Source organism: Prevotella sp. E9-3, from assembly GCF_022024015.1.
GTDB lineage: Bacteria > Bacteroidota > Bacteroidia > Bacteroidales > Bacteroidaceae > Prevotella.
This window is the reverse complement of the sequence record NZ_CP091786.1, coordinates 903,576-927,596: the sequence shown is the minus strand read 5'-3', so window position 1 is coordinate 927,596 and position 24,021 is coordinate 903,576. Positions and strand designations below refer to the sequence as shown.

At 45.8% G+C, this 24,021-nt stretch carries 16 protein-coding genes, 2 tRNA genes and 2 rRNA genes; 1 reads left to right on the top strand and 19 read right to left on the bottom strand.

Annotated elements, in window-relative coordinates; genetic code table 11:
* Positions 1–40: 40 nt before the first annotated feature.
* Positions 41–1,480: a hypothetical protein gene (locus tag L6475_RS03390; protein ID WP_237822502.1), complete on the bottom strand. Its 1,440-nt coding sequence runs from the start codon at positions 1,478–1,480 to the stop codon at positions 41–43.
* A 21-nt stretch (positions 1,481–1,501) separates the two neighbouring features.
* The gene (locus L6475_RS03385; protein ID WP_237822499.1) at positions 1,502–1,855 is read right to left on the bottom strand and encodes a hypothetical protein; all 354 of its coding nucleotides are present in this window, start codon (positions 1,853–1,855) and stop codon (positions 1,502–1,504) included.
* 192 nt (positions 1,856–2,047) lie between these two features.
* Between L6475_RS03385 and L6475_RS03380 the strand changes: the two genes are divergently transcribed.
* Positions 2,048–3,724: a SulP family inorganic anion transporter gene (locus L6475_RS03380; RefSeq protein WP_237822498.1), complete on the top strand. Its 1,677-nt coding sequence runs from the start codon at positions 2,048–2,050 to the stop codon at positions 3,722–3,724.
* 72 nt (positions 3,725–3,796) lie between these two features.
* Here the strand turns inward: L6475_RS03380 and L6475_RS03375 are convergent, their stop codons facing one another.
* From L6475_RS03375 to L6475_RS03295, 17 genes are all read right to left on the bottom strand, one after another.
* Positions 3,797–8,473 carry a leucine-rich repeat protein gene (locus L6475_RS03375; RefSeq protein WP_237822496.1) on the bottom strand — a complete coding sequence of 1,559 codons (4,677 nt, stop codon included), beginning with the start codon at positions 8,471–8,473 and terminating at the stop codon, positions 3,797–3,799.
* 460 nt (positions 8,474–8,933) lie between these two features.
* Positions 8,934–9,251 carry an HTH domain-containing protein gene (locus L6475_RS03370; RefSeq protein ID WP_237822494.1) on the bottom strand — a complete coding sequence of 106 codons (318 nt, stop codon included), beginning with the start codon at positions 9,249–9,251 and terminating at the stop codon, positions 8,934–8,936.
* A 24-nt stretch (positions 9,252–9,275) separates the two neighbouring features.
* Entirely contained in the window at positions 9,276–10,307 is a 1,032-nt protein-coding gene (locus tag L6475_RS03365; RefSeq protein ID WP_237822492.1) for an RNA-binding domain-containing protein, read from the bottom strand.
* Between the two features lie 207 nt (positions 10,308–10,514).
* The gene (locus tag L6475_RS03360; protein WP_237822490.1) at positions 10,515–12,134 is read right to left on the bottom strand and encodes a leucine-rich repeat domain-containing protein; all 1,620 of its coding nucleotides are present in this window, start codon (positions 12,132–12,134) and stop codon (positions 10,515–10,517) included.
* Positions 12,135–12,598: 464 nt separating this feature from the next.
* Positions 12,599–14,245: a glutamine-hydrolyzing GMP synthase gene (gene guaA / locus L6475_RS03355; RefSeq protein WP_237822488.1), complete on the bottom strand. Its 1,647-nt coding sequence runs from the start codon at positions 14,243–14,245 to the stop codon at positions 12,599–12,601.
* A gap of 1 nt (position 14,246) precedes the next feature.
* Positions 14,247–14,990, bottom strand: coding sequence for a nucleotidyltransferase family protein (locus L6475_RS03350; RefSeq protein ID WP_237822486.1), 744 nt, complete (start codon positions 14,988–14,990; stop codon positions 14,247–14,249).
* A gap of 55 nt (positions 14,991–15,045) precedes the next feature.
* Entirely contained in the window at positions 15,046–15,993 is a 948-nt protein-coding gene (gene era, locus L6475_RS03345; protein ID WP_237822483.1) for a GTPase Era, read from the bottom strand.
* A 29-nt stretch (positions 15,994–16,022) separates the two neighbouring features.
* Positions 16,023–17,030, bottom strand: a complete 1,008-nt coding sequence (locus L6475_RS03340; protein WP_237822482.1) for a beta-ketoacyl-ACP synthase III — start codon at positions 17,028–17,030, stop codon at positions 16,023–16,025.
* A 3-nt stretch (positions 17,031–17,033) separates the two neighbouring features.
* On the bottom strand, positions 17,034–17,225 hold the full coding sequence (rpmF, locus tag L6475_RS03335) for a 50S ribosomal protein L32 (RefSeq protein WP_237822480.1): 192 nt from the start codon (positions 17,223–17,225) through the stop codon (positions 17,034–17,036).
* A gap of 30 nt (positions 17,226–17,255) precedes the next feature.
* The gene (locus L6475_RS03330; protein ID WP_370641634.1) at positions 17,256–17,777 is read right to left on the bottom strand and encodes a DUF177 domain-containing protein; all 522 of its coding nucleotides are present in this window, start codon (positions 17,775–17,777) and stop codon (positions 17,256–17,258) included.
* 191 nt (positions 17,778–17,968) lie between these two features.
* Positions 17,969–19,126 (bottom strand): PAS domain-containing sensor histidine kinase, encoded by a 1,158-nt coding sequence (locus L6475_RS03325; protein WP_237822476.1) that lies wholly within the window; start codon positions 19,124–19,126, stop codon positions 17,969–17,971.
* Between the two features lie 61 nt (positions 19,127–19,187).
* Positions 19,188–19,652 carry a low molecular weight protein-tyrosine-phosphatase gene (locus L6475_RS03320; protein WP_237822474.1) on the bottom strand — a complete coding sequence of 155 codons (465 nt, stop codon included), beginning with the start codon at positions 19,650–19,652 and terminating at the stop codon, positions 19,188–19,190.
* Positions 19,653–19,665: 13 nt separating this feature from the next.
* Positions 19,666–20,364, bottom strand: coding sequence for a DUF2461 domain-containing protein (locus L6475_RS03315; RefSeq protein WP_237822472.1), 699 nt, complete (start codon positions 20,362–20,364; stop codon positions 19,666–19,668).
* A 135-nt stretch (positions 20,365–20,499) separates the two neighbouring features.
* Positions 20,500–20,612 (bottom strand): 5S ribosomal RNA (rrf, locus tag L6475_RS03310).
* A gap of 58 nt (positions 20,613–20,670) precedes the next feature.
* Positions 20,671–23,571: ribosomal RNA gene (locus tag L6475_RS03305) — 23S ribosomal RNA — on the bottom strand.
* 213 nt (positions 23,572–23,784) lie between these two features.
* Positions 23,785–23,858 (bottom strand) — tRNA-Ala (locus L6475_RS03300).
* A 49-nt stretch (positions 23,859–23,907) separates the two neighbouring features.
* Positions 23,908–23,981, bottom strand: a tRNA-Ile gene (locus L6475_RS03295).
* Positions 23,982–24,021 lie beyond the last annotated feature (40 nt).

Below are 24,021 nucleotides of genomic sequence, written 5' to 3'. Positions count from 1 at the left end.
TTTATAAATTTTAAGTTTTGTTATTATTGATTCTTTATTCTTACTCTGCCAACTTTACAAAGTAGGTATAGATGATAGTTCCACGAGGATTAGAATTCTGAAGAGTCACTGCAATAGCATCTTTCAGATTATTATTTCCATTGAAAGAGAACAGTTCTTCAAGACGTGGACTGAGGTTTGGCTCACTTTCTGCAATGACTACATCAATACGCAGTAAGTCTGTATCCTCAGCGCCTACTGGTGTTCCAGTAAAGTTCGTAGAGAACTTAACACCTAGCTCTGTCTTTTTACCTGCTGTTGCCTGGAATGTTTCATCAAAGAGGTCCTGATCAAGTACAAACATATCCTTGATTTCGGCAATCGGTGCCGTTCCTTTATGTTCGGGCAACAGTTCTTCGCTCTCGTATTGAGCGAAATAGGCTTCTTTATCAGTTGCAAACAATTTATTGGCCAAAAAACTGTCAAAGTCTTTCTGAACATTGGTCACACGTACATCAAGTTTCTTTATGATATAACTATCCTGACAAGAGAAGTCAAAGAACAGGTTGCGCCAAAGGTCTGTAAACACAGGATCATTGCCTTCTTCAGCTGCGCCCTTGGCATTGGCCAGAATATTCTGCCATACGTCGCCTATGGGATAATACTCCACGCGTTCGCCCTCACCGTAATTGGTGTAGCAGTTGCCTGTTCCGTCTTCGTTGACGTTGGTCACTATGTCCAGCATGCCGTCGGCCATGTGGTAGTTGCCGCCCTTAGTGGCACTGGGATATTCTGTTGTGCAGCTATAAGCATCGGGAGAGAGTGTAAACTCACCATTGGGGATAGAACCGCCCATTGACTCGCGCACCAACTTCAGCAGATTATGCTGTTTATTATCAAAAACAACAAAATACAAATGCTTATCTACTTTTCCTTCTTTATAGTTGAACACAAAGAAAGTTATATCTTTACCAGCCTGCAGCCATTTCTGGAAATAAGGCGCAGCAAAGCTGGCATGCTGAATACGCTTATCGGGAGTGTACTCCTCAAAATCAGTTACGAGCAGTGAGCTCTTTGATTCAGCCACAATCTGTGAGAGAGTTTTTTCAATGGGGGCCATCTGACGCTGATAGGAAGAGGCGTCAACAATTTTATTGTAAAGAGCAGTTTGTTTCAGGTCAAGGGTTTCAATCTGGTCATCAGCCATAGAGTAAACGGTACAATTCTCGCCACTGGTCAGTCGGTTTACAGTTTGTTTCATCAACTGTTCGGCGCCGGCATTGGTCTTATAAGCCTCAATGATACCATTCGATAAGTCAAAATAAGCCGAAAAAGCATCTTTCTCATCTGCAGAAACAAAGTCTTTCTCATAATAGGCTTTCACCTCTGTAGGCATATCAATGGATGGTTCACTACTACAACAACAGGTCAATAGACTTACTCCTGACAGCATGATTCCTGCGGTCAGGAGGACTCTTCCGAAAAATGGTTTCTTTTCCATAAGATTATATAATTGAATTATTTAATTTTCCTTTTCGCCAGTCAATCCTTTCACAGCGCCAGATACTTGCTCAACCACGTCTCTAACAACGTCCATTTTATCTTGTACCTTCCAACGCCCGATTGCCAGCATATATTCTCCTTTCAATCGAGAGATTTCTGTTTTCTCGTCCTGTGTGTACTCATACTGTTCAAGCTCATCACACACTTCTTCAAAGATACCTTCGGCATCTGCCCACTGCTCAGCAGTATATTCATTGCCATTTGTGCGAATATCTTCTACCAAGACACGCAAATCCTCTATTGCCTCCTGTCTGCTTCCACATGACAAACAAAACAGAGTGCATATAATAAATATCCAAAAGTAGCTTTTCATGTTACACATTATATTTGTAGCAATAAACGGTTAGCGTATTCATTATTCCATTGCAAAAATAGTAATTTTTCTGAGAAAACAAAAATCTTTGAAAAAAAATATTTGGATAACCCATAAAATAGCAGTAACTTTGCAGCCTTTCCATAATAATTAGGTAAAAAGAGTTGTATTTAGAAGAAAAAAAGAAGTAAAGTGAAGACATTTGATTTTCAGCCGAAGATGATTTCGGCACTCCGCAACTACAACCGCCAGACATTCATGGCCGACTTGATGGCCGGTCTTATTGTCGGCATCGTTGCCCTTCCGCTTGCCATTGCCTTTGGTATTGCCAGTGGTGTATCGCCCGAGAAGGGTATTATCACTGCCATCGTTGCAGGTTTCCTTATTTCGGCCTTTGGCGGTAGCAAAGTTCAGATTGGTGGTCCTACAGGTGCATTCATTGTTATTGTTGCCGGCATCATCAATCAGTATGGTATGCAGGGACTTACCATTGCCACCTTAATGGCTGGTGTATTTCTGATCGGTTTCGGTTTACTTCGCCTTGGAACGATTATCAAGTACATTCCCTACCCCATCATTGTGGGCTTTACCAGTGGTATTGCCGTTACCATTTTCACTACCCAGGTTAAAGACTTGCTGGGTATGCAAATGGAATCTGTTCCCGCTGATTTTATTGAAAAATGGATTGCCTATTTTCAAAACCTTCAGAATATTGATTTATGGAGTTCTTTAGTCGGAGTTGTCAGCGTGGTCATTATTGCTATCACTCCCAAGTTCAGTCGCCGTATTCCCGGTTCGCTGATAGCAATTATTCTAATGACTGTAGTCGTTCTCCTTCTGAAGCAGTATGCAGGTATCACCACTATTGAGACGATTGGCGACCGTTTTAGCATCAATTCCCAGCTGCCCGATGCAGTTGTTCCTGATCTTTCATGGGAAACCATTAAAGGACTGGTTGCTCCTGCTATGACCATTGCTATTTTAGGTGCTATCGAGAGTTTGCTCTCAGCCACTGTGGCCGACGGTGTTATTGGCGATCACCACAATTCCAACACTGAGCTCATCGGCCAGGGTGTGGCCAATATCGTGTCGCCTCTTTTTGGTGGTATTCCTGCCACTGGAGCCATTGCACGTACCATGACCAATATCAACAATGGTGGTCGCACTCCGATCGCGGGCATTGTTCATGCTGCCGTATTGCTCCTCATATTCCTATTTCTCATGCCCTTAGCCCAATACATTCCTATGGCTTGTCTGGCTGGTGTTTTGGTTGTTGTGAGTTATGGCATGAGTGGTTGGCGCTCTTTCTCGGCTTTGATGCGCAATCCAAAGAGCGATGTAACCGTTCTTCTGCTCACTTTCTTCCTTACCATTATCTTCGATCTCACTATAGCTATCGAGGTAGGACTTATCTGTGCCTGTCTGTTGTTTATGAAACGTATCAGCGAGACTACCGATGTGAAAGCTGTATATGATGAGATTGACCTTAACGAGGATGCTGATATGGAGCGTGGAAATCTGGAACACCTCACCATTCCTACAGGTGTGGAGGTTTATGAGATCAACGGTCCCTATTTCTTCGGAGCCGGCAATAAGTTTGAAGACCTCATGGGTGGTTTCGGTGATCGTCCAAAGGTACGCATCATTCGTATGCGAAAGGTTCCTTTCATCGACTCTACGGGTCTTCACAACTTGGAGAACATGTGTCTTATGAGTCAGAAGGAAGGTATCGCAGTTGTTCTTTCAGGTGTAAATCCCAAAGTTGAAGCTGTTCTTCGCCGCAACCATTTCGTTCAATTACTCGGCGAAGAAAACATCTGCAATCACATCGACTTAGCCCTGGCTCGTGCTAAAGAGATCATTGAGTAATCCTTATACACGAATAGATATAAAAAACGACGTCTGGTCATCAATGTCCAGACGTCGTTTTTGTTGATGGAATTACTTGACAAGTACTTTCTTGTTGCCAACTATATAAATACCTCGTTTCAGGGTATTCACCTTTCTACCCTGCAAGTCCGTCACCTTGTCTGATTGCCATCTGTCAGCAGACAGGTCGTGAACACCTGCCGGATCGACAACAGTCAGCACACCAGGCACGTAGGTAATGGTATAGTTTGCTGCTTCGGCTGAGCCCACCGTAATCTCGTATTCTCCAGCTGGACTATCAGCAGTAGCGCTGCAGGTCAGCACTGGTTTTGCTATAAGCACCTCTTCTGTCTCACTATTTCTGAAGCCCTTATACTCAACTTCAAAGACAGGATTCTCTTCACCAATATTTCTCTGACAGTTCTTGGCAGTAATAGTGAGCGTGGCAGGTACTATAGTCAACACGCCATCCTGGAATGTTGCATCAGGAGTAGTCACCGTACCGGCACTCACAATAACAGGATATTCTCCCACAGGCTGTGACGGTTCTGCAATGGCATCACAAACATATTCAGGGGTGCCATCAATGGGTGCACCCAACACAATCACGGTTGCAGTGGCAACTTTTCGACCATACTCACGACTTGCATTCACCGTCACCACAGGTTTCCCTGTATATTCCGTAATCATTGATTTTGATGTCCATTGTTCGTCAGCCATATATTCATCTATCATGTTGGCAGGTACGAATACCGTACTCTTACCTGGCACACTGCTTGAACCGAAAGGAACCTTTTTCTTATTGTTCAACAATACCAGATAATGTAAACCTGTACTGAAGAAAGCGTATTTTCCTATCGTATCTACGTTTTCAGGCAAGACTACAGTCTGTAAAGCAGAAGCTCCACGGAAAGCATTCTCCGGAATAGACTTCAACGATGTGAAATAACGCAGTTCACTTATCTGCTTTACATTCGAGATGCCACGGAACACTTCTCCAATATCATCCACGCCGGCAGCTTCCTCATACGACAGTTCTTCATCGCCATTGGCATCCCAGTTGGCCAGACACGCTTTGCGAACTTGTTCTTCCACAAAGGTGATGAAATGCAATTTATCACGCAATGAACTGATAGCGGTTTCCATATCATCTGCCGTACTTGCAGCATTGTCATATACAAGCTGCTCTGACTGAGCATCTATTTCTTGCTGAGCAGCCGTTTCCAGCAACAGTTTCAGTTGGTTAGCCAATGCATCAAATTCTTTTGCGGCTTTCATATCTTCTTCTGCAATGAATGCCCATTGACAGTCAGGCTCCGTTCCATAGAGATCCCAATAGATACCATACGTCGGACTGGCAGCACTACTTTCATGGTTCTCATCAACGCCCATGTGCTGGCCTTCAACATATTCCGCATCGGTCTCAGGAACGCTGAAAATATAAATACCTGTATCAACAGAATCAACTTTCCAGTAGGCACTGGCCTTCAAGCTTCCATCTACGAAGCAAGCCTTCACCCCTTCGCCCACTTTTGAGTCTGTACTCACCCTAAACAATACTTTTCCGTCCTTACCAGTATTGTTCGAATAGAAATAATACTGTCCCTCCGGCATAGACTTGATACGTTTCATCTGATACACCATACCATTATGATCTACCACCGACTGAGTACCATAAGCCTCGCCCTTACTCATCATCTTGCCTGTAGCGACATTCACGAAATATCCTGGCTTATCAACGGCAAAGGAAGAACGCTTGGGTTTGGCATAGCCACGCATTTCCTTGATGGTATAATTCTTCCAAACATCAGCTGCTTCAAAATTCTCTTTCTCGCCGAATGGTACATAGATGGTGAATGCATCTGCCGACTTAGTGCCAAAGACTGTAGTCTCAATAGCGAACGGAACATCACCTTCAATACGAACTTCTGCTAATGCCGTACATCCACCAAAGCTATTAGCGCCTATAGTATTGACATAACGTGGAAGAGTAACCGATGTCAGACTCCTACATCCATAAAAAGCATAGTAGTAAATCTTCTCAAGATTTTTAGGTAGCGTAATCGACTTCAGATTCGCGCATCCGTAGAAAGTACGGCCATAGACATACTGAACATTGGTGAAATACTGGAATTCGTCGAAGGTCTCCAGCGTTTTATTGTTCTCAAAACTGATAACAAAGTCGGTTACATTGGCTGCCTCTGCCATGCTCAATTCTCCGTCATAATCAAGATCATAACGGGCCACACACAAAGCACGGACTTCATCGCTGGCAAAATCAATGAAGTTCAGTTTCTTGCGTAATGTGCTCACTGCCTCTCGCAGTTGCTCATAACTGCTTTCTACGTTATCATAGACAGCTTGTTCTGTTGAGTGATTCACATTATTTTTGATAGCAATTTCAAGAAGTGAGGCCAGTTTCTCAGCAGTTTCATAACGGGCAGCAATAGCCTCATCATAGAGCACAAAACGCCATTGGCAGTTCAACGGATGCTCGGCATATACCACATCCGAGTAGGCACCGAAAGTTGGCGATGCCGCATTGCTCTCATGGTCGGTCTGTATGCCTAAGAAACGGCCTTCCTCATAGTCAGACCTATTCGACGGAGTCTGCAGAGTATATATTAAGTCACCTACAGGAACTATCTTCCAATAAGCATTTCCATTCAGTGACGAGCCGTCAACGAAACAGGCTTTCACCCCAGCTCCCACATTATTATCTGTCGATGTACGGAACAAATACTTACCACTGACTCCAGTATCAGGAGACGACAGATAGTACACATTCTCGCCCAGGCTTGCAGAGGTCTTTACATCAAAGCGCATCGGCTCTTCACCCACTACAGCCTGCTTTCCGTATGCTTCTCCTTTCGTCAGGTAGCGTCCGGTACCCACATTATAGATATAATAGGTTTTGCCAGCCTCCAAGGTTGCAAAGTTACCGCCTGAACGCTCACGTTTCTCTACTATATTGCCAAATTCTTTCCATTGCTCAGCAGAAGCGAAGAACACTTTCGTACCAGGCATCACACTCAACGTAGCCTTGGAAAGATCTATGGAACCGAATACTGAAGTGCCCATCGTGATACCAGAAGGCTGGAAACTGCTTACCTCAAAAGATGCCAGTTTTGTACAATCGGCAAAAGCATCATCACCAATTGAAGTTACAGAGACTGGCAGCGACACTTCGGTAATGGCTGAACATCCTTTGAAGGCACGAGCAGGAATTGCAGATGCCTCTGCAGGCAATATAGCACTCGTCAGCAGTTTACACCCGTTGAAAGCGTCCTCACCAATGGTTTGCAGTCCTTCACTGATATCCAGCTGATTCATTTTCTGACACCCCATAAACGAGCGTGCACCGATATAACGAATCGATTTGGGAAGGCGTACGCTCACCAGTTGCTGACATCCATTGAAGGCATCATCAGCAATAGTTGAGAGGCCCGTGAAATAGTATAACTCTTTGAAGTTCTTGATGGTCTTTCCTTTAAAGGTATCGCCTAAGTCGGTCACCTTGGCTGCTTCACCATAGGTAAACTTACCGTCTCCATCAGCATCCCACTTTTCTACGCAAAGTCTTTTCACCGCCGCATCAGCAAAACTCATCACCTTGGCCTCATAGTTTTCCGGCTCCAGGTTGGTAATAATCTGCTTGTACTCATTATAGCCGTCAGCACTGCCACCAGTACCCTGGCCCTGCCCTGGGGTGAGATTTGTCAGATAGTAATAGCCATCACTCTGTCCGGCCCATCCCCAGTTGATATAATAACGGGTACCATCATAACCGCATCCTACAAAAGCATGACCCACGGTGGCATTCGATCCACTGATATAGACGGCGCGCTGGGCAGCCATCTCATTATAGACAATCTCGTCCCACTGCTCGTTGCTCGTTACGCTCTGGTAGTCATACCATTTGGCTGAGGAATAACCGAAATAGTTCTTCATGGCCTGATAGGCATCCCACGATTGAGCGCCAGACGCACTGTTAGTATAGTCCATCTTGCTGCCTACGCCACAGTAGAGCATCAGATTGGCCACAGCCGTTTTCTGCTTTTCGGTATCAGAACTTCCGTAGGTGTCTTTCATATTATCCCAGTCTATAGGGGCTCCTGCTGCAATACCCGACACTTTCAGCCCTTTTGTCCAGGTTGAATAAGCAGGCATATCAGCCTGAGTCTCGGTGACGGACTTCTCACGGTTGTAATAAAGAATCTGGGCCATGGCCGTTGCCACGCAACCTGTCACCGAACGACTTCCGGCATCCAATGGACATTTGTTGTTGTAGGGTGCGCCCTGACTCCATTTACTCTTCACGAAGGGAGCTATCGCCTTTCTGTTCGCCGCCTTCACAACGGGAGCTGCCACAGACTTTCCGGCCTGTATCATTTCTATCTGACGGGCATAGTCATCCAACAGTTCTCGAAGGGCTGGCGGAGCCTGTTCATAGTCAAAAGTGCCGTCTTCGCTATAGCCCAACACATCAATGGTCTGATCATCGCCCGACACGATAACAAAGCCCTCATTCGTTCCACGTTCAAAAACATAGTAAGGCTGTTCTGCCGAGAGTGATGCTGCTCGCCGAGGAGCCAATCTTGCAGGACTCACAGGCGCCAGTTTTCTTACGTCATTGCGCAGTTTAAGGAACGCAGCAGCACGCTGTCGGGCCTGTTCTTGTGAAATGGGCTTTGCACTGGCCATTAGGCATACCATAGCCAAGGCTACTATACAAAAAAATTTCTTCATGCGTTTTGGTAAAGTAAGTTAGTAATCAATGGGGCAAAGATATAAAATATTTAGTAATATATAGGCAATCGTCTCGGCTCTTTTCTATAATTTAACACAATACCATTGAATACACTACCAGTATCAACGCATCTGAATAAACTACCAGCATGGTCAGTAAGAAAGCGAGATTGCATATTATGGAAAGAAAAATAATAAGAATTGCATCGTAATTCTTATCAAACAAAATTCTATTAGTTTTCATGCTCAATAGAATTATAGCTAAAATTCAAAAAATTATAGCTATAATTTTCGCAATTATAGCTATAATTTTGTTTACGCGTTTATCTGTTGCTTCTTAACATACAGTGAATAAGTTGACAGTATTCATTATTTCGGCGCGCAACATTTAGTCGGTTCCGTCCACGAAACAACTATAGATTTATTCACTGACGATTTCAGTAATATTTTCACTCAAATATTATTGACAAATAGTCCACTTCCCATCATTATCCTTGCCTTCATGTTTCAGAATACCTTTTTTCTGCATTGCAGAAAGGTCGCGCTCGATGGTGCGTTGGCTCACCGACAAAGTCTCCGACATTTGTTTGCCGGTGATTGTCGGAGACTCTTTGATGAGATTGAGGATTTTCTGCTGACGCTCAGTGAGTTTCGTCTCCGACATATCTCCGTCATGGTCTCCGACATTCGGGGTGTCGGTGGAGGCGAAGATGATAGTTTGGAATTGTGTCGGAGTGGATTTGAATTTGGGCTTCAACTCGTCTTTATATCCTTCCAAGGCTTTGGTCTCATTACAGATACGTTATAATCCGCTACCTCGTTTCTCCATGTAGTCAAGTTGAGCCATCACATTTGCCAGTATGGGATTGCGCCTTTCTGAAGAAACGTCTGCGATGTCTAAATCTTGAATCAGCATACCATTGTACATTCCACCAGGAGAGGTGACGGTTAGACGGTCATCGTATATGTCAAGATGTACCTCGCCACCCATCACTGTGTAGTCACGATGGATAAAATGGTTAACCATTGCTTCAAGAACTGCACGTTCCGCATACTCTGGTTTATTCTTTCGCCCATCAGGCAGTTTCTCCCAGCCTTTCTTTGTGTTTGACTTCACAAAGTTCATTGCTTCGCGAAGCAACATTAACACATTGCCTGTAAACTCTGCATCGTTGATGGCATCGCCCTTTTCCTTTCCATCCCATTTGGTACAATAAAGGCGAGACTGCCATAAAGGACAATCATCGGCAAACAATGCGCCTGCATTTGTAAGGTTCCCTGCACCTGTTACAAGTCCAAACGATAAGAGATACTTTTTGTCCCATTCTTGTTTGGTGCGGTCTTTGAAAGTATTCGCTAATATTGTGAAAGCATAGTCTTCAACCTTATAATCCGTGTGAAGGGAATCGTAGGTTTTATTAGAACCCTTCAATACCAAACGTACCATTTGCTCTGCTGTGGCAGGCATGCTCTCATCACCAACTCGGACAAATGCTATGCGCTGACCATCGCCAACGTAATAATATGGTGTGTAATGCCCTGCATTGACTTTGAGCTGCAATATGTGTAAGCCATCTACACCATGAGGAATCATTTCCACCTCTGGTAGAGGATCCATATAATCCCGAATCTTACTACTGATAGTCTCGCAAGCATGCTGTACATCATCGAGTCCTTTGACGATTCCATCATTATCAATGCCAAAGAAAAGTGAACCGCCCAAGCCATTGGCGAAGGCACTTACGCTTTTCAGCCAACTCTTAGGTTTCTTTTCTTCAAGCATCACCTTGAAATCGTATGCGGTACATTCCGCTATAAGGGTCTTTAATTCCATTAAAAAAATATTCTCGTTTATAGCCTTGCAAAAATACTCATTTTTATCGAAAAATGATCATCTATTTGAGGTTTAGCATATAATTCGAGCAAAATTTGACTAAAAAACATCTATCTCCTATGCCCGGTACACTAATAAACCAATAATTCGGGGACAGAGTAATTATGTTTGCTCTGCCCCCGAATCATATATAGTTTTCCTTACTTGCTATCTCAGCAGTACTTTCACGCTCTTCTGACCAATCTTTACGATAGCGACAGAACCAGACTGAAGAGTGGTGCTAACAGTTGCCTGTCCGTTCTGAACAATGGCAGTACCTACCTGAGTGCCATTGACACTATAGACACTGACTTGCGTACCATCATCAATACCTTGAACGGTCAGCGCTCCACCCTGATAAATGATAGTAGGTGCAAGGAACTTTGGCTGATCTACAGGAGCGTCAGTACCATAATCATACTCCTCAATGTTAGCAAAGTTACTCCACCATCGAGTATCCTCATAATCAGCTTTCTTGCCTATAGGAACATACAACTTAGCATTACTATAAGTATTGTTAGCAAAAGTATCATAATAAATAATAAAGACGTCTTCAACTTTACTATAAACAGATTGAAGGCTAGAGCAGCCATAGAACGCGTAATCTCCAATGCTCGTCACACTATTAGGAATAGTGATGGAGGTAAGGCCAGAGCACTTATAGAACGCGTCATTTCCAATGCTCGTCACGCTATTACCGATAGTGACGTCGGTAAGGCCGGAGCAGTCATGGAACGCGAAATTTCCAATGCTCGTCACACTATTAGGAATAGTGACGTCGGTAAGGCCGGAGCAGCCAGAGAACGCACTGGCTCCAATGCTCGTCACCTCTTCACCAATGGCTACTTCTTTAATAGAAGAGAATCCCATAAACCATGAACCAATCTCTTTGCAATGGAATGTGACGGAGGTTAGGCTGGAGCATCCTTCAAACGCGTGATATCCAATGCTCGTCACACTATTGGGGATTATGATGGCGGTAAGGGCAGAGCATCCTTTAAACGCGTAATTTCCAATGCTCGTCACACTATTGGGGATAGTGACGGAGGCAAGACTAGAGCAGCCAGAGAACGCATAATTTCCAATGCTCGTCACACTGTTAGGAATAGTGATAGAAGTAAAACCAGAGCATCCTTCAAACGCAGAATATCCGATGCTCGTCACACTGTTAGGAATAGTGATAGAGGTAAGGCCAGTGCATCCTTTAAACGCATCACTTCCAATGCTCGTCACCTCTTCACCAATGACTACTTCTTTAATAGAAGAGAATCCGCTAAACCATGAACCAATCTCTTTACAATGGAATGTGACGGAGTTAAGGCCAGAGCAACCTTCAAACGCGTAATTTCCAATGCTCTTCACCTCTTCACCAATGACTACTTCTTTAATAGAAGGTAATCCCTTAAACCATGAACCAATCTGTTTGCAATGGAATGTGACGGAGTTAAGGCCAGAGCAACCTTCAAACGCGTCATCTCTAATACTCGTCACACTTTTAGGAATAGTAATAGAGGTAAGGCCGGAGCAGCCATAGAATGCAGAATATCCAATACTTGTCACCTTACGCGTTTGGTCCATATAAGTAACTTTTTGGGGGATAACTAAATTGCCTTGATATTCATTATATGAATCAGAATAGTTACCCTTGAACGTTACCTCCAACTCTGTGCCATCATTAATATAGTTGTAATAAATGGTGACACCATCGGTATTGTTTACTTCGATGTCATGGGCACTGGCTACTAATGGCAATAGCATCAATGCAAATAAAAGTAATTGTTTCTTCATAATCATATAATTGTTTTAGTTATTAATTGAATAGACACAAAAAGAAAAACGTGGACAATTTACTTCGTCTACGTAATCTGAGGTATTGGGGAAAACCTATTAGTCTTAAACGAGTAAAAGTCCACACTACTAAGCGTAAACTCCAACTTTCGTTCTTGATTGTTTCTTTCAATTCCCCAATATTCAGAAACAAGAATCTAAAAGTGGATATTCATCCTATATGCCCTTTTCTGTAATAATCTTTTCTCAGCCCATAGGCAATCTCTTGTTTAAAAAGTTTAACCAGTATAGTTTTCTTTTTCTGTTGGCAAAGATACAAACTTTCGGACAACTTCCAAAGAAATAAGTTGGTATTTTCTTCACTTTTGAAAACAAAAAGACTACATATAAAAAAAAGAATCCGGGAATTTCTCAATTCTCGGATTCTTACTATTATAACAGACACGGATGTTCTTGTGTCTGGATTACTCCCACTCAATAGTTGCAGGTGGTTTTGAAGAGATATCATAGCATACGCGGTTCACGCCACGCACCTTGTTGATAATCTCATTTGACACCTTTGCCATGAAATCGTAAGGCAGATGAGCCCAGTCGGCTGTCATGGCATCACTACTGGTTACAGCACGCAAAGCCACGGGATTCTCATAAGTACGCTCATCACCCATCACGCCTACAGAGCGAACAGTAGAAAGCAGGATCGCTCCTGCCTGCCATATCTGGTCGTAGAGTGACACTTCTATCTCACCGTCGGTCATCTCAGCGGGAACACCGGCAGCCAGCACCTTACGTGCCTCTTCGCCAGAGAGCTTCACCTTATAGTCGCGGAGACCACGGATATAAATATCATCGGCATCCTGAAGTATGCGAACCTTATCGCGAGTGATATCACCCAGGATACGAACAGCAAGACCAGGACCGGGGAAAGGATGACGGGTAATCAGATGTTCAGGCATGCCCAACTGGCGACCTACGCGGCGCACCTCATCCTTAAACAGCCATTTCAGAGGCTCACAGAGTTGCAGATGCATCTCCTCGGGCAGACCGCCTACGTTGTGGTGACTCTTGATCACCTTGCCCGTAATGTTCAGCGACTCAATACGGTCTGGATAGATGGTTCCCTGAGCCAACCATTTGGCATCGGTAATCTTCTTAGCCTCGGCATTGAACACCTCCACGAAGTCTCGACCAATAATCTTACGTTTCTTTTCGGGTTCGGTAACACCTTCAAGGTCGGCAAAGAACTTCTCACTGGCATCCACGCCAATCACGTTCAAGCCCAGTACCTTGTAGTCGTCCATCACCTGCTGGAACTCGTTCTTGCGCAGCATGCCATGATCCACGAAGATACAGGTCAGTCGGTCGCCAATGGCCTTATTCAGCAGAACGGCAGCCACACTGGAGTCAACACCACCCGAAAGGCCAAGAATCACACGGTCGTTACCCACCTGCTGTTTCAGTTCGGCAACGGTGGTATCGACGAACGAGGCTGCACTCCATTCCTGCTTAGAACCACAGATATCAACAACGAAGTTCTTCAACAGCAGACTGCCTTGTACAGAGTGGAACACCTCGGGGTGGAACTGTACGGCCCAGATACCTGTGGAGAGTTGAGAGTTAAGAGATGAGAGATGAGAGTTGGGAGCACACCAAAAGGCTGCGTTCTTTACGTCCTTGGTTGAGCCAATCACTTCGAAACCTTCAGGAATGGCAGTAATGGTATCGCCATGACTCATCCAAACCTGTGAACCTTTCTCAAAGCCCTTGAACAGAGGGTTCTCTGTATCAACAGTTTCAAGATGGGCACGACCATATTCGCGAGAATCAGCTTTCTCCACCTTACCGCCAAGGGAATGGGAGATAAACTGTGCTCCATAGCAAATACCCAGCACCGGCAGTCGGCCAACGAACTGGCTCAAGTCCACTTTGAACGCCTCTGGGTCGTGAACCGAATAAGGCGAACCACTCAGAATAACACCAATCACTGAGGGGTCATCCTTTGGGAACTTGTTGTAAGGGAGAATCTCGCAGAAGGTATCCAGCTCGCGCACACGACGGCCTATCAGCTGTGTGGTCTGCGAACCGAAATCAAGAATGATAATCTTCTGTTGCATATTATAAGTTATTAATAAAGTTTTCAGCCTGATCCAGTGTATCCAGCTTGCCAACGTCCATCAGACGGAGGTCCTTCATTTCAAGCCCCATAAAGGTACACTGGTGACAGTATTTCAAATAAAAGTCCATGATACCGAAGCGGTCGGGCATCTCCTTAAACAGAGGATACACACTGGGCGACAGTACATGAATGCCTGAAAAGGCCAATTTTCTGAGAGATGAAAGTTGTGAGGTGAGAGAAGATATATTACCTTTTTGTTCTCCTGTTTCGATGTTGATCCAGCCTTGCAGACGCATCGTGTCATCAAACTGCAAATAGCGCTTCGTATTGCGCCAACTCACCAAGAGCAGGGCATCTGGACTATTCTGAGACACATTGTCGTAGAGTGCTGCCACATCCACATTACTCAATATATCGACATTATGAATCAGTATCGGACTCTCCGCATCAAACAGGGGCAAGGCTTTTTTTATTCCGCCTCCAGTCTCCAACAGTCCGTCACGCTCATCGCTGATGCGAATATCCAATTCAAAGTTATTGTTCTCCTTCAGATAATCCACGATTTGGTCGGCAAAATGATGCACATTGACTACCAGGCGCTCAAAGCCGGCAGCTTTCAGTTTCAGCACGACATGCCACAGCAACGGCTGTCCGGCCACTGGCACCAACGCTTTCGGCATTGTATCAGTCAGCGGTTTCAGTCTTGTGCCAAGCCCTGCGGCAAAAATCATTGCTTGTTTCATTGCGGACAGCTATTGAATATTATTCAAATATTGAATTATATGAAGATATTGGGAATTAATCTGGATTATAGCCGAAGTTGTCAAGTTCTTTCTTCGATGAACGCCAGTCTTTATCCACTTTCACAAACACCTCAAGGAAGATGTGCTTGTCAAAGAATTTCTCAAGCGTCTTGCGGGCCTCTGTAGATACTTTCTTCAGTGCAATGCCCTGATGACCGATGATAATACCTTTCTGACTATCACGCTCCACATAAATCACGGCATTGATATGTATCTGACGGTCATCCTCTTTGAAGCGCTCCACAACAACCTCCACCGAATAAGGAATCTCTTTGTCGTAGAACAAGAGGATTTTCTCACGGATTATCTCGCTGACAAAGAAGCGGGCGGGCTTGTCTGTCAACTGGTCTTTATCAAAAAAGGCCGGACTTTCAGGCAATAGTTCCTGAATGCGTTTCAACAGCAGGTCAACACCAAACTTATTCTTTGCCGAAATAGGAAGAATCTCGGCATTGGGCAACAGTAAGTGCCACTTTTCAACAATAGCGGTCAGGAGAGCTTGAGGATTAGAAGCCCAAGGTGTTTTCGTTGCGCCCTGAGAACCCGAAGTTTTCGCAGTTTCCTGATTAGACAACTCGTCTATCTTATTGATAAGCAGGAGAACAGGGATGGTCATTTTCTGCACTTTCTCCAAAAACTCCATGTTCTTTTCGGGGTTCTCCACTACATCGGTGACGTAAAGCAACACATCAGCGTCGGTGAGTGCACTCTCCGAGAAAGCGAGCATTGACTCCTGCAGCTTGTAATTGGGTTTCAACACACCGGGGGTATCACTGAACACAATCTGCATATCAGGCGTGTTCACTATACCCATAACACGATGGCGCGTGGTCTGCGCCTTAAAGGTAGCAATAGAAATACGCTCACCAACCAACTGGTTCATGAGCGTACTTTTACCTACATTGGGATTTCCAACAATATTTACGAATCCTGCTTTATGCATATAAAAGCGGTTGCAAATTATTCACTTTTTCACTTTTCACCTCCATCATACGCCCACTTCAAGTAGCATGCTCCGTGAACAAAGCCTGCACCGAAAGCTGTGAGGATGAGGTTGTCGCCTTTCTTCAGCTTGTTCTCATATTCCCACAATGCCAAGGGGATGGTGGCAGCCGATGTATTACCGAAGTGCTCAATATTAACCATCACCTGCTCCATTGGCAGTTCCAAGCGCTTAGCCACTGCTTCGATGATGCGCATATTGGCCTGATGAGGAACCACCCATTGGATGTTTTCTTTGTTCAGTCCGTTGCGCTCAGCAATCAGTGCGCAGTCGTCACTCATGTTGGTCACAGCATAACGGAACACCGTACGGCCTTCCTGGTAAGTATAGTGTAGTCTATGATCGATCGTGAAATAGCTCGGTGGACATACTGAACCGCCTGCTTTCATATGAAGGAAGGGCAGTCCCTTTCCATCCGTACGCAGATAAGAATCCATGAAACCGATATTCTCTTCTTCAGTAGCCTCCAGCAGAACAGCTCCAGCGCCATCACCAAAGAGGGGACAGGTAGAACGGTCCTTATAGTCAGTTACCGATGACATCTTATCAGCGCCAATCACGATAATCTTCTTATAGCGGCCCGACTGAATCATTGTCGAAGCCACGTCAAGCGTGTAGAGGAATCCACAGCAAGCAGCCCAGAAATCGAATGCCATTGCATTCTTCAGTCCAAGCTTGCCCAGCACGATGCTGGCTGTCGAAGGAAACTTATAGTCGGCTGTTGAAGTCGACACAATCAGTGCATCAATGCTATCTGGGTCAACGCCCGTTTTCTGAATCAGTTGCTTGGCAGCCTTGCGCGCCATATAAGAAGTGCCGAGACCCTCTTCAGTGAGAATTCGGCGCTCCTTGATTCCGACACGCGTCATAATCCACTCATCGTTGGTATCAACCATGCGCGACAATTCCTCGTTGGTGAGGATATAGTCAGGCACATAGCCACCCACGCCAGTGATGATCGCGTTTATCTTAGCCATTGATTACTCTGCTACTTCTTCGTCCTTCTTGATAGCAACCTTGCCACGATAGTAACCACAGGTGGGGCATACTGTGTGATAAACATAGTAAGCGCCACAGTTGGGGCATACGGCCAGTGTAGGAGCTACAGCCTTGTCATGGGTACGACGCTTAGCGGTACGAGTGTTTGATTGTCTTCTTTTAGGATGTGCCATATCAATCTTTAATTTTTAATTGTTAATTTTTTAATTTTCAATTTTCAATTTTGCTAAAGCGCTCCAACGTGGGTCAATCTCCTTTTTTGCGTCCGCATCACTGCTTCGGGCAGCCGAATGTTCTGTGAGCACTCGCATCATAGCATCGTTACAATCGCCAGGTTGATGAACGTGCTGGATGGGTACCGCTAAGGCTATTGTCTCATACAACGTCCATGTAATGTCGAGAACGCCTTCGTTCTCATCAACCATTACAAGATCGTCTTGCAAAGAGCTTCCGCTTCCCTCTTCTATCTGATCGGCAGACACCAATTTCACCACTTGACGCAAATTCGTCTTAATAGGCTGATCCATGTCGTCCAAACAACGATCGCAGGGTATGCGGACTGTGCCACTGATATCAAGCAGAAGTTCAAAAAAGCCGACAGCCTTGCGTATAGACCCCGACACATGCAGAGAGCCTCCTTGTATATCAGCATCGTTCAAAGCAGAAAAATAGTCGTCAGTCAACTCATATTCTAAAGATGTAATATCTTCAGAGAGTGCTTTCAAATCTATTTTAAACTGCTCAAAACTACACATTTATTCGCTTTTTGGGGTGCAAAGTTACTCAAATTTTTCAAAACTTGTGCCGAATATTAAGCTTTTTTCAATAAAAACGTATATCTTTTTCATATAGAGCCTTATTTCTGCACATTAAAGTATGGTATGTGCAAAGAAAAAGCACAAGTTTTCTTGACCGTTTATTTTCGGGTTCGCAATTCTATTCGGAAGGTAGTGCCTCGGCCTACTTCCGAGTTTTTCACATAGATACGCCCCTTGTGATATTCTTCTACAATACGTTTGGCCAGCGACAGTCCAAGCCCCCATCCGCGTTTTTTAGTGGTAAAGCCAGGACGGAACACATTGCCCACGTTCTTCTTCTTGATTCCCTTTCCGTTGTCGGTCACTTCAATAGCCACTATATCATCCTCTTCCAACAGCCAGAGATCGATTTTTCCCTGCCCGTCTTCCATGGCATCGACTGCATTCTTACAGAGATTTTCTATTACCCACTCGAAAAGCGAAGCATTCATCTTCACTATCACGTCATGGTCTGGATAATGTCCCTTGATAGACACTTTCTGCGAAGTTCGCTTGTCCATATAGGCTATCACATGATCCAGTACCTCGTTCATTGATGCATCGACAGGTTCTGGCAAAGAGCCAATCTTGGAGAAACGCTCTGCTATTCGTTCCAAGCGCCTTACGTCCTGTTCCATTTCAGGAATCAGTTCATCCTGCGGATAACTCTCTTTCAGTATCTCTACCCATGCCATTAAACTGGAGATAGGAGTGCCTAACTGATGGGCTGTTTCCTTCGAAAGTCCCACCCACACTTTATTCTGTTCAGCACGCTTCGACGACAACAGAGCAAAGATAGCTACGATGGCGAAGATAAGAACGATTCCCAACTGCCAATAGGGCCACATGGTGAGTCGTTTCAACATAGTCGATTCGTCATAGCAAACATACAGGTAGTCTGAAGTGCCGTTCAGTTCTATCTTAATACGATTTCCTGCTTTCTGCATGCGTTGTCCGTAATCGGCTATAAAGGACAGCGTATCATCGCCTTCCACCTTTATATTGCGCCAATCGGTCACATTTCCATCCTTGTCCATCACGATAACAGGAATGGTATTATTACTTTCTATGACGCTCATCACCAAGGCAAGATCCGTGGTCTCGTCGGCATTATTGAAAGCATTCATAGCCTGCGCCCAAACCTCCATCTTACCGTGTTCCTCAACCTGTAGGTCACGCACCAGATAGTGTGACACTAACAACGAGAGCCCGGCAATCACAATTGCCGAGAACACCAGTAAAATCTTAACCTGCCGGATGCGATCAGTCCATTGCATACTTTCTCTTTAGAGCACTTTCTATATAACGCAGAAAGCAGTCAAATATTGCAACAATTGCTTATTTCCCTTTAGAAAGGAGTGAGAGCAAACGACTACAACCCTCCTGCACGTCTCTCCAAGTTGCATCGAAGTTACCCGTGTACCACGGATCTGCTACTTCTCCAGGTCTGTCGGTATAGTCAAGCAGCATATGTATCTTGTCGTCAGGATCATTCCCACAGATGCGTCTCATATTCCGAATATTCCATTCGTCCATACCGATAAGCAGGTCAAAACGATCATAGTCGCGAGCAGTCATTTGACGAGCCGTCTTTCCCTTGCACGATATTCCGTGCTCAGCCAATTTACGACGGGCAGGCGGATACACCTCATTACCTATTTCTTCTGTTGATGTAGCAGCCGACTCAATATAGAATGAATCCAAAAGGCCAGCTTTCTCTACCAAATCTTTCATCACGAACTCGGCCATCGGACTTCTACATATATTACCATGACAAACGAACAGAATGCTGATTTTCTTCATATTCTCAGAACAACTATTCGTAGTCATCGATTACATTATTGGTGAAGTCCATCATCGGCTTGGCTGCACGGAACATTTTCTCGCACTCATCCAGCCATCCGTCACCTTCAAAAAAGTCTTCATCTACATGATGCCAACAACAATAATTCTTCAGACGAAGATATTTCACATATTCCCAGTCTCGAGGAAAACCAGACGGACACGTCTTCAGCTTCTCCAATCCGAATCCCTGCGGGTCGTCCCATGAAGCATCGTCGTTGCCACCGAAAAATTTCAGAAACTCTTTACTCTCCACGCAACGAAGCCATTCATCAGTATTGGCCATTATCTCGTTTCTACAAGAAGTCAAGATATTCGTCGGCAACCAATAGCACCCGACAGCCACCAGACAGTGGTCAGGCTCTAAGTGAATATAATACCCACCATGCAATGCTTTCTTGCCATGCGCACACATATATGCGCCTAAATGATTCTTATAAGGTGATTTGTCAGGAGAGAAACGGGTATCACGATAAAAGCGATATGTACAGTCTTTCACTTGCAGATGACCAATAGAGGGATCGAAAGTAACGATACGCTCTAAAGCCTTACTCACGCCCTGTTCAAAATCAGAGCGAACTGCTTCGTATTCAGCCTTATGTTCTTGAAACCAAGGCCGATTATTATTTGCCTGCACTTCACGCAGAAACTTCAAGATTCTTTTTGCGTCCATAATTTATTCAATTTGTGCAAAAGTAAAGAAAAATACTGAAACCACCAAAAAATCCTAAGAATCCTATTTCCCCCTTCAACGCCATCAACAACAGAAAAGCCCTGTCTCATTGCTGAAACAGGGCTTTCTCAAGAAAGACGGCGGCCTCCTACTCTCCCGCATTGCATTGCAGTACCATCGGCGCAGGCGGGCTTAACTTCTCTGTTCGGAATGGGAAGAGGTGGGACCCCGCTGCAATAACCACCTTAATATAGGTTATGACATATCAACACAAAGACTGAAGATACAGTTGAAAGTAAGCGCCAATCGGAGAAACCATTCGGGCAATTAGTAGTGCTCGGCTTTGACGTCACCGTCTTTACACCTGCACCCTATCAACGTCGTAGTCTGCGACGACCCTATATGGAGCCCTAATCTTGTGGCCGGCTTCGCACTTAGATGCTTTCAGCGCTTATCCGAACCCGACGCGGATACCCGGCGGTGCACCTGGCGGTACAACCGGCAGACCGGAGGTCGGTCAATCACGGTCCTCTCGTACTAGTGACCGGTCCACTCAAGACTCCCACGCCCACGATAGATAGAGACCGAACTGTCTCACGACGTTCTGAACCCAGCTCGCGTGCCACTTTAATGGGCGAACAGCCCAACCCTTGGGACCTTCTCCAGCCCCAGGATGTGACGAGCCGACATCGAGGTGCCAAACCACCCCGTCGATATGAGCTCTTGGGGGGGATCAGCCTGTTATCCCCGGAGTACCTTTTATCCTTTGAGCGACGGACCTTCCATACGGATCCGCCGGATCACTATGCCCCAGTTTCCTGCCTGCTCGGCATGTCTGCCTCCCAGTCAAGCGCCCTTATGCCATTGCACTCTGTAAGGCCGGTTACCAATCGGCCCGAGGGCACCTTTGGAAGCCTCCGTTACGCTTTTGGAGGCGACCACCCCAGTCAAACTACCCACCAAGCAGTGTCCGGATTATCACCCGTTAGACCTCAGGCAGCAGAAGGGCCGTATTTCAAGGATGGCTCCACAACGCCTGGCGACGCCGCTTCATAGCCTCCGGCCTATCCTACACATCCGATGACCAAGGTCAGTGCTAAGCTGTAGTAAAGGTTCACGGGGTCTTTTCGTCCCATCGCGGGTAATCGGCATCTTCACCGATACTACAATTTCACTGAGATCGTGGCCGAGACAGCGTCCGGATCATTACACCATTCGTGCAGGTCGGAACTTACCCGACAAGGAATTTCGCTACCTTAGGACCGTTATAGTTACGGCCGCCGTTTACTGGGGCTTCAATTCAATGCTGCAACTTGCGTATGACATCTCCTCTTAACCTTCCAGCACCGGGCAGGTGTCAGGCTGTATACATCATCTTTCGAGTTTGCACAGCCCTGTGTTTTTGTTAAACAGTTGCCTGGACCTATTCTCTGCGCCTCCCCCGGAGGGGAGGACCCTTTATCCCGAAGTTACAGGGTCAGTTTGCCTAGTTCCTTAGCCACGACTCTCTCAACGCCTTAGTATGTTCTACCCGACTACGTGTGTCCGTTTGCGGTACGGGTTCCCTAACGGTTAAGCTTAGCGGATTTTCTCGGGAGTATGATTACCTGCACTATCGGCTCTCCCCGAAGGGAGTGCCGTACTATGGGGCATCAGCTCGGATGGTGGATTTGCCTGCCATCCTCATAGCCTAGACCCGTCAACGCACACATCCGTCGGTGCGCGGCAGTGTCACTGCTCCGTCTCCACAATCGCCCGTAAGGGAAGTCACGGAATATTAACCGTGTCTGCCATCGCCCTCGCCGTTCGGCTGAGACTTAGGACCCGACTAACCCCGGGCTGAATGACATCGCCCGGGAAACCTTAGTCTTATGGCGGGAGGGAATCTCACCCTCCTTATCGTTACTTATACCTACATTTGCTTTTCCTGAAACTCCACCAAGGGTCGTCCCATGGCTTCGGCGTCGCAGGAATGCTCCCCTACCGATACTTTTATTATTGCTATCCCGCGCCTTCGGTACCTGTCTTATACCCGATTATTATCCATGCACGGCCTCTCGACTAGTGAGCTGTTACGCACTCTTTGAATGAATGGCTGCTTCCAAGCCAACATCCTAGCTGTCATCGAGGCCACACTTCGTTAGACTAACTCAGACAGGATTCCGGGACCTTAGACGGCGGTCTGGATTCTTCTCCTCTCGGGGACGGACCTTAGCACCCGCCCCCTTACTGCCGGACTGCAGACCGTGAGCATTCGGAGTTCGTCAGGTCTCGATAGGCGGTGAAGCCCTCTTGACCTATCGGTCGCTCTACCTCTCACGGTGATCATCCGACGCGGCACCTAAATGCCTTTCGGGGAGTACGAGCTATCTCCGAGTTTGATTGGCCTTTCACTCCTACACACACCTCATCCGGAAGCTTTTCAACGCTTATCGGTGCGGACCTCCATCCCGTGTTACCGGGACTTCATCCTGGACATGTGTAGATCACTCGGTTTCGCGTCTACCCCCACCAACTCAACGCCCTATTCAGGCTCGCTTTCACTGCGGTTCCGCTACATAGAAGCTTAACCTCGCTGGTGATGGTAACTCGTAGGTTCATTATGCAAAAGGCACGCCGTCACTGCAAAATGCAGCTCCGACCGCTTGTAGGCGCCTGGTTTCAGGGACTATTTCACTCCCCTCATCGGGGTGCTTTTCACCTTTCCCTCACGGTACTCGTTCACTATCGGTCTCCCGGGAGTATTTAGCCTTACCGGATGGGCCCGGCAGATTCGCGCAGAATTACTCGTGTTCCGCGTTACTCAGGATACCACTAGGCTGAATCTGTGTTCGTATACAGGATTATCACCTTCTATGATCCGTCTTTCCAGACGGTTCTACTCCACATCAACATGCCACGGCGTGGTCCTACAACCCCGACGGTGCATTGCTACACCGGCGGTTTAGGCTCTTCCCCGTTCGCTCGCCACTACTGGGGGAATCATTGTTATTTTCTCTTCCTCGAGGTACTAAGATGTTTCAGTTCCCTCGGTTAGCTTCCCTACATAAGCAGGGATAGTCACACTTCATATGACTGGGTTGTCCCATTCGGAAATCCTCGGATCAAAGGTCATTTGCACCTACCCGAGGCTTATCGCAGCTTATCACGTCCTTCATCGCCTCCGGGAGCCAAGGCATCCACCAGACGCCCTAACTCGATTTCGCCTACATTCCAACTCGTGCCGGTAAGAGCGCTATCATATAGCGCAATACCTGGCAAAAGCAAGAATTGCTCATACTTTCAGCTGTATTGAGATTATTTCTAATCTTGTGACTTCTAAAAAGTCTTTACTTACAGTCTTGTGTCTCAATATGTCAAAGATCTCTTCCGGTTCCTCTCAGAGTATTCCGAGTCGTCTGAGTAATCTGAACCGAATAGTGGAGAATAACGGATTCGAACCGTTGACCCCCTGCTTGCAAAGCAGGTGCTCTAGCCAACTGAGCTAATCCCCCGTTAAGAGAATTGATAATTGAAAATTGATAATTGACAATTACCTCAGAGTAGTCCCAGGCAGACTTGAACTGCCGACCTCCACATTATCAGTGTGGCGCTCTAACCAACTGAGCTATAGGACTCTCATAAGTCGGTCAGAGGGGGTGCCTCTGCCCAGCCTCA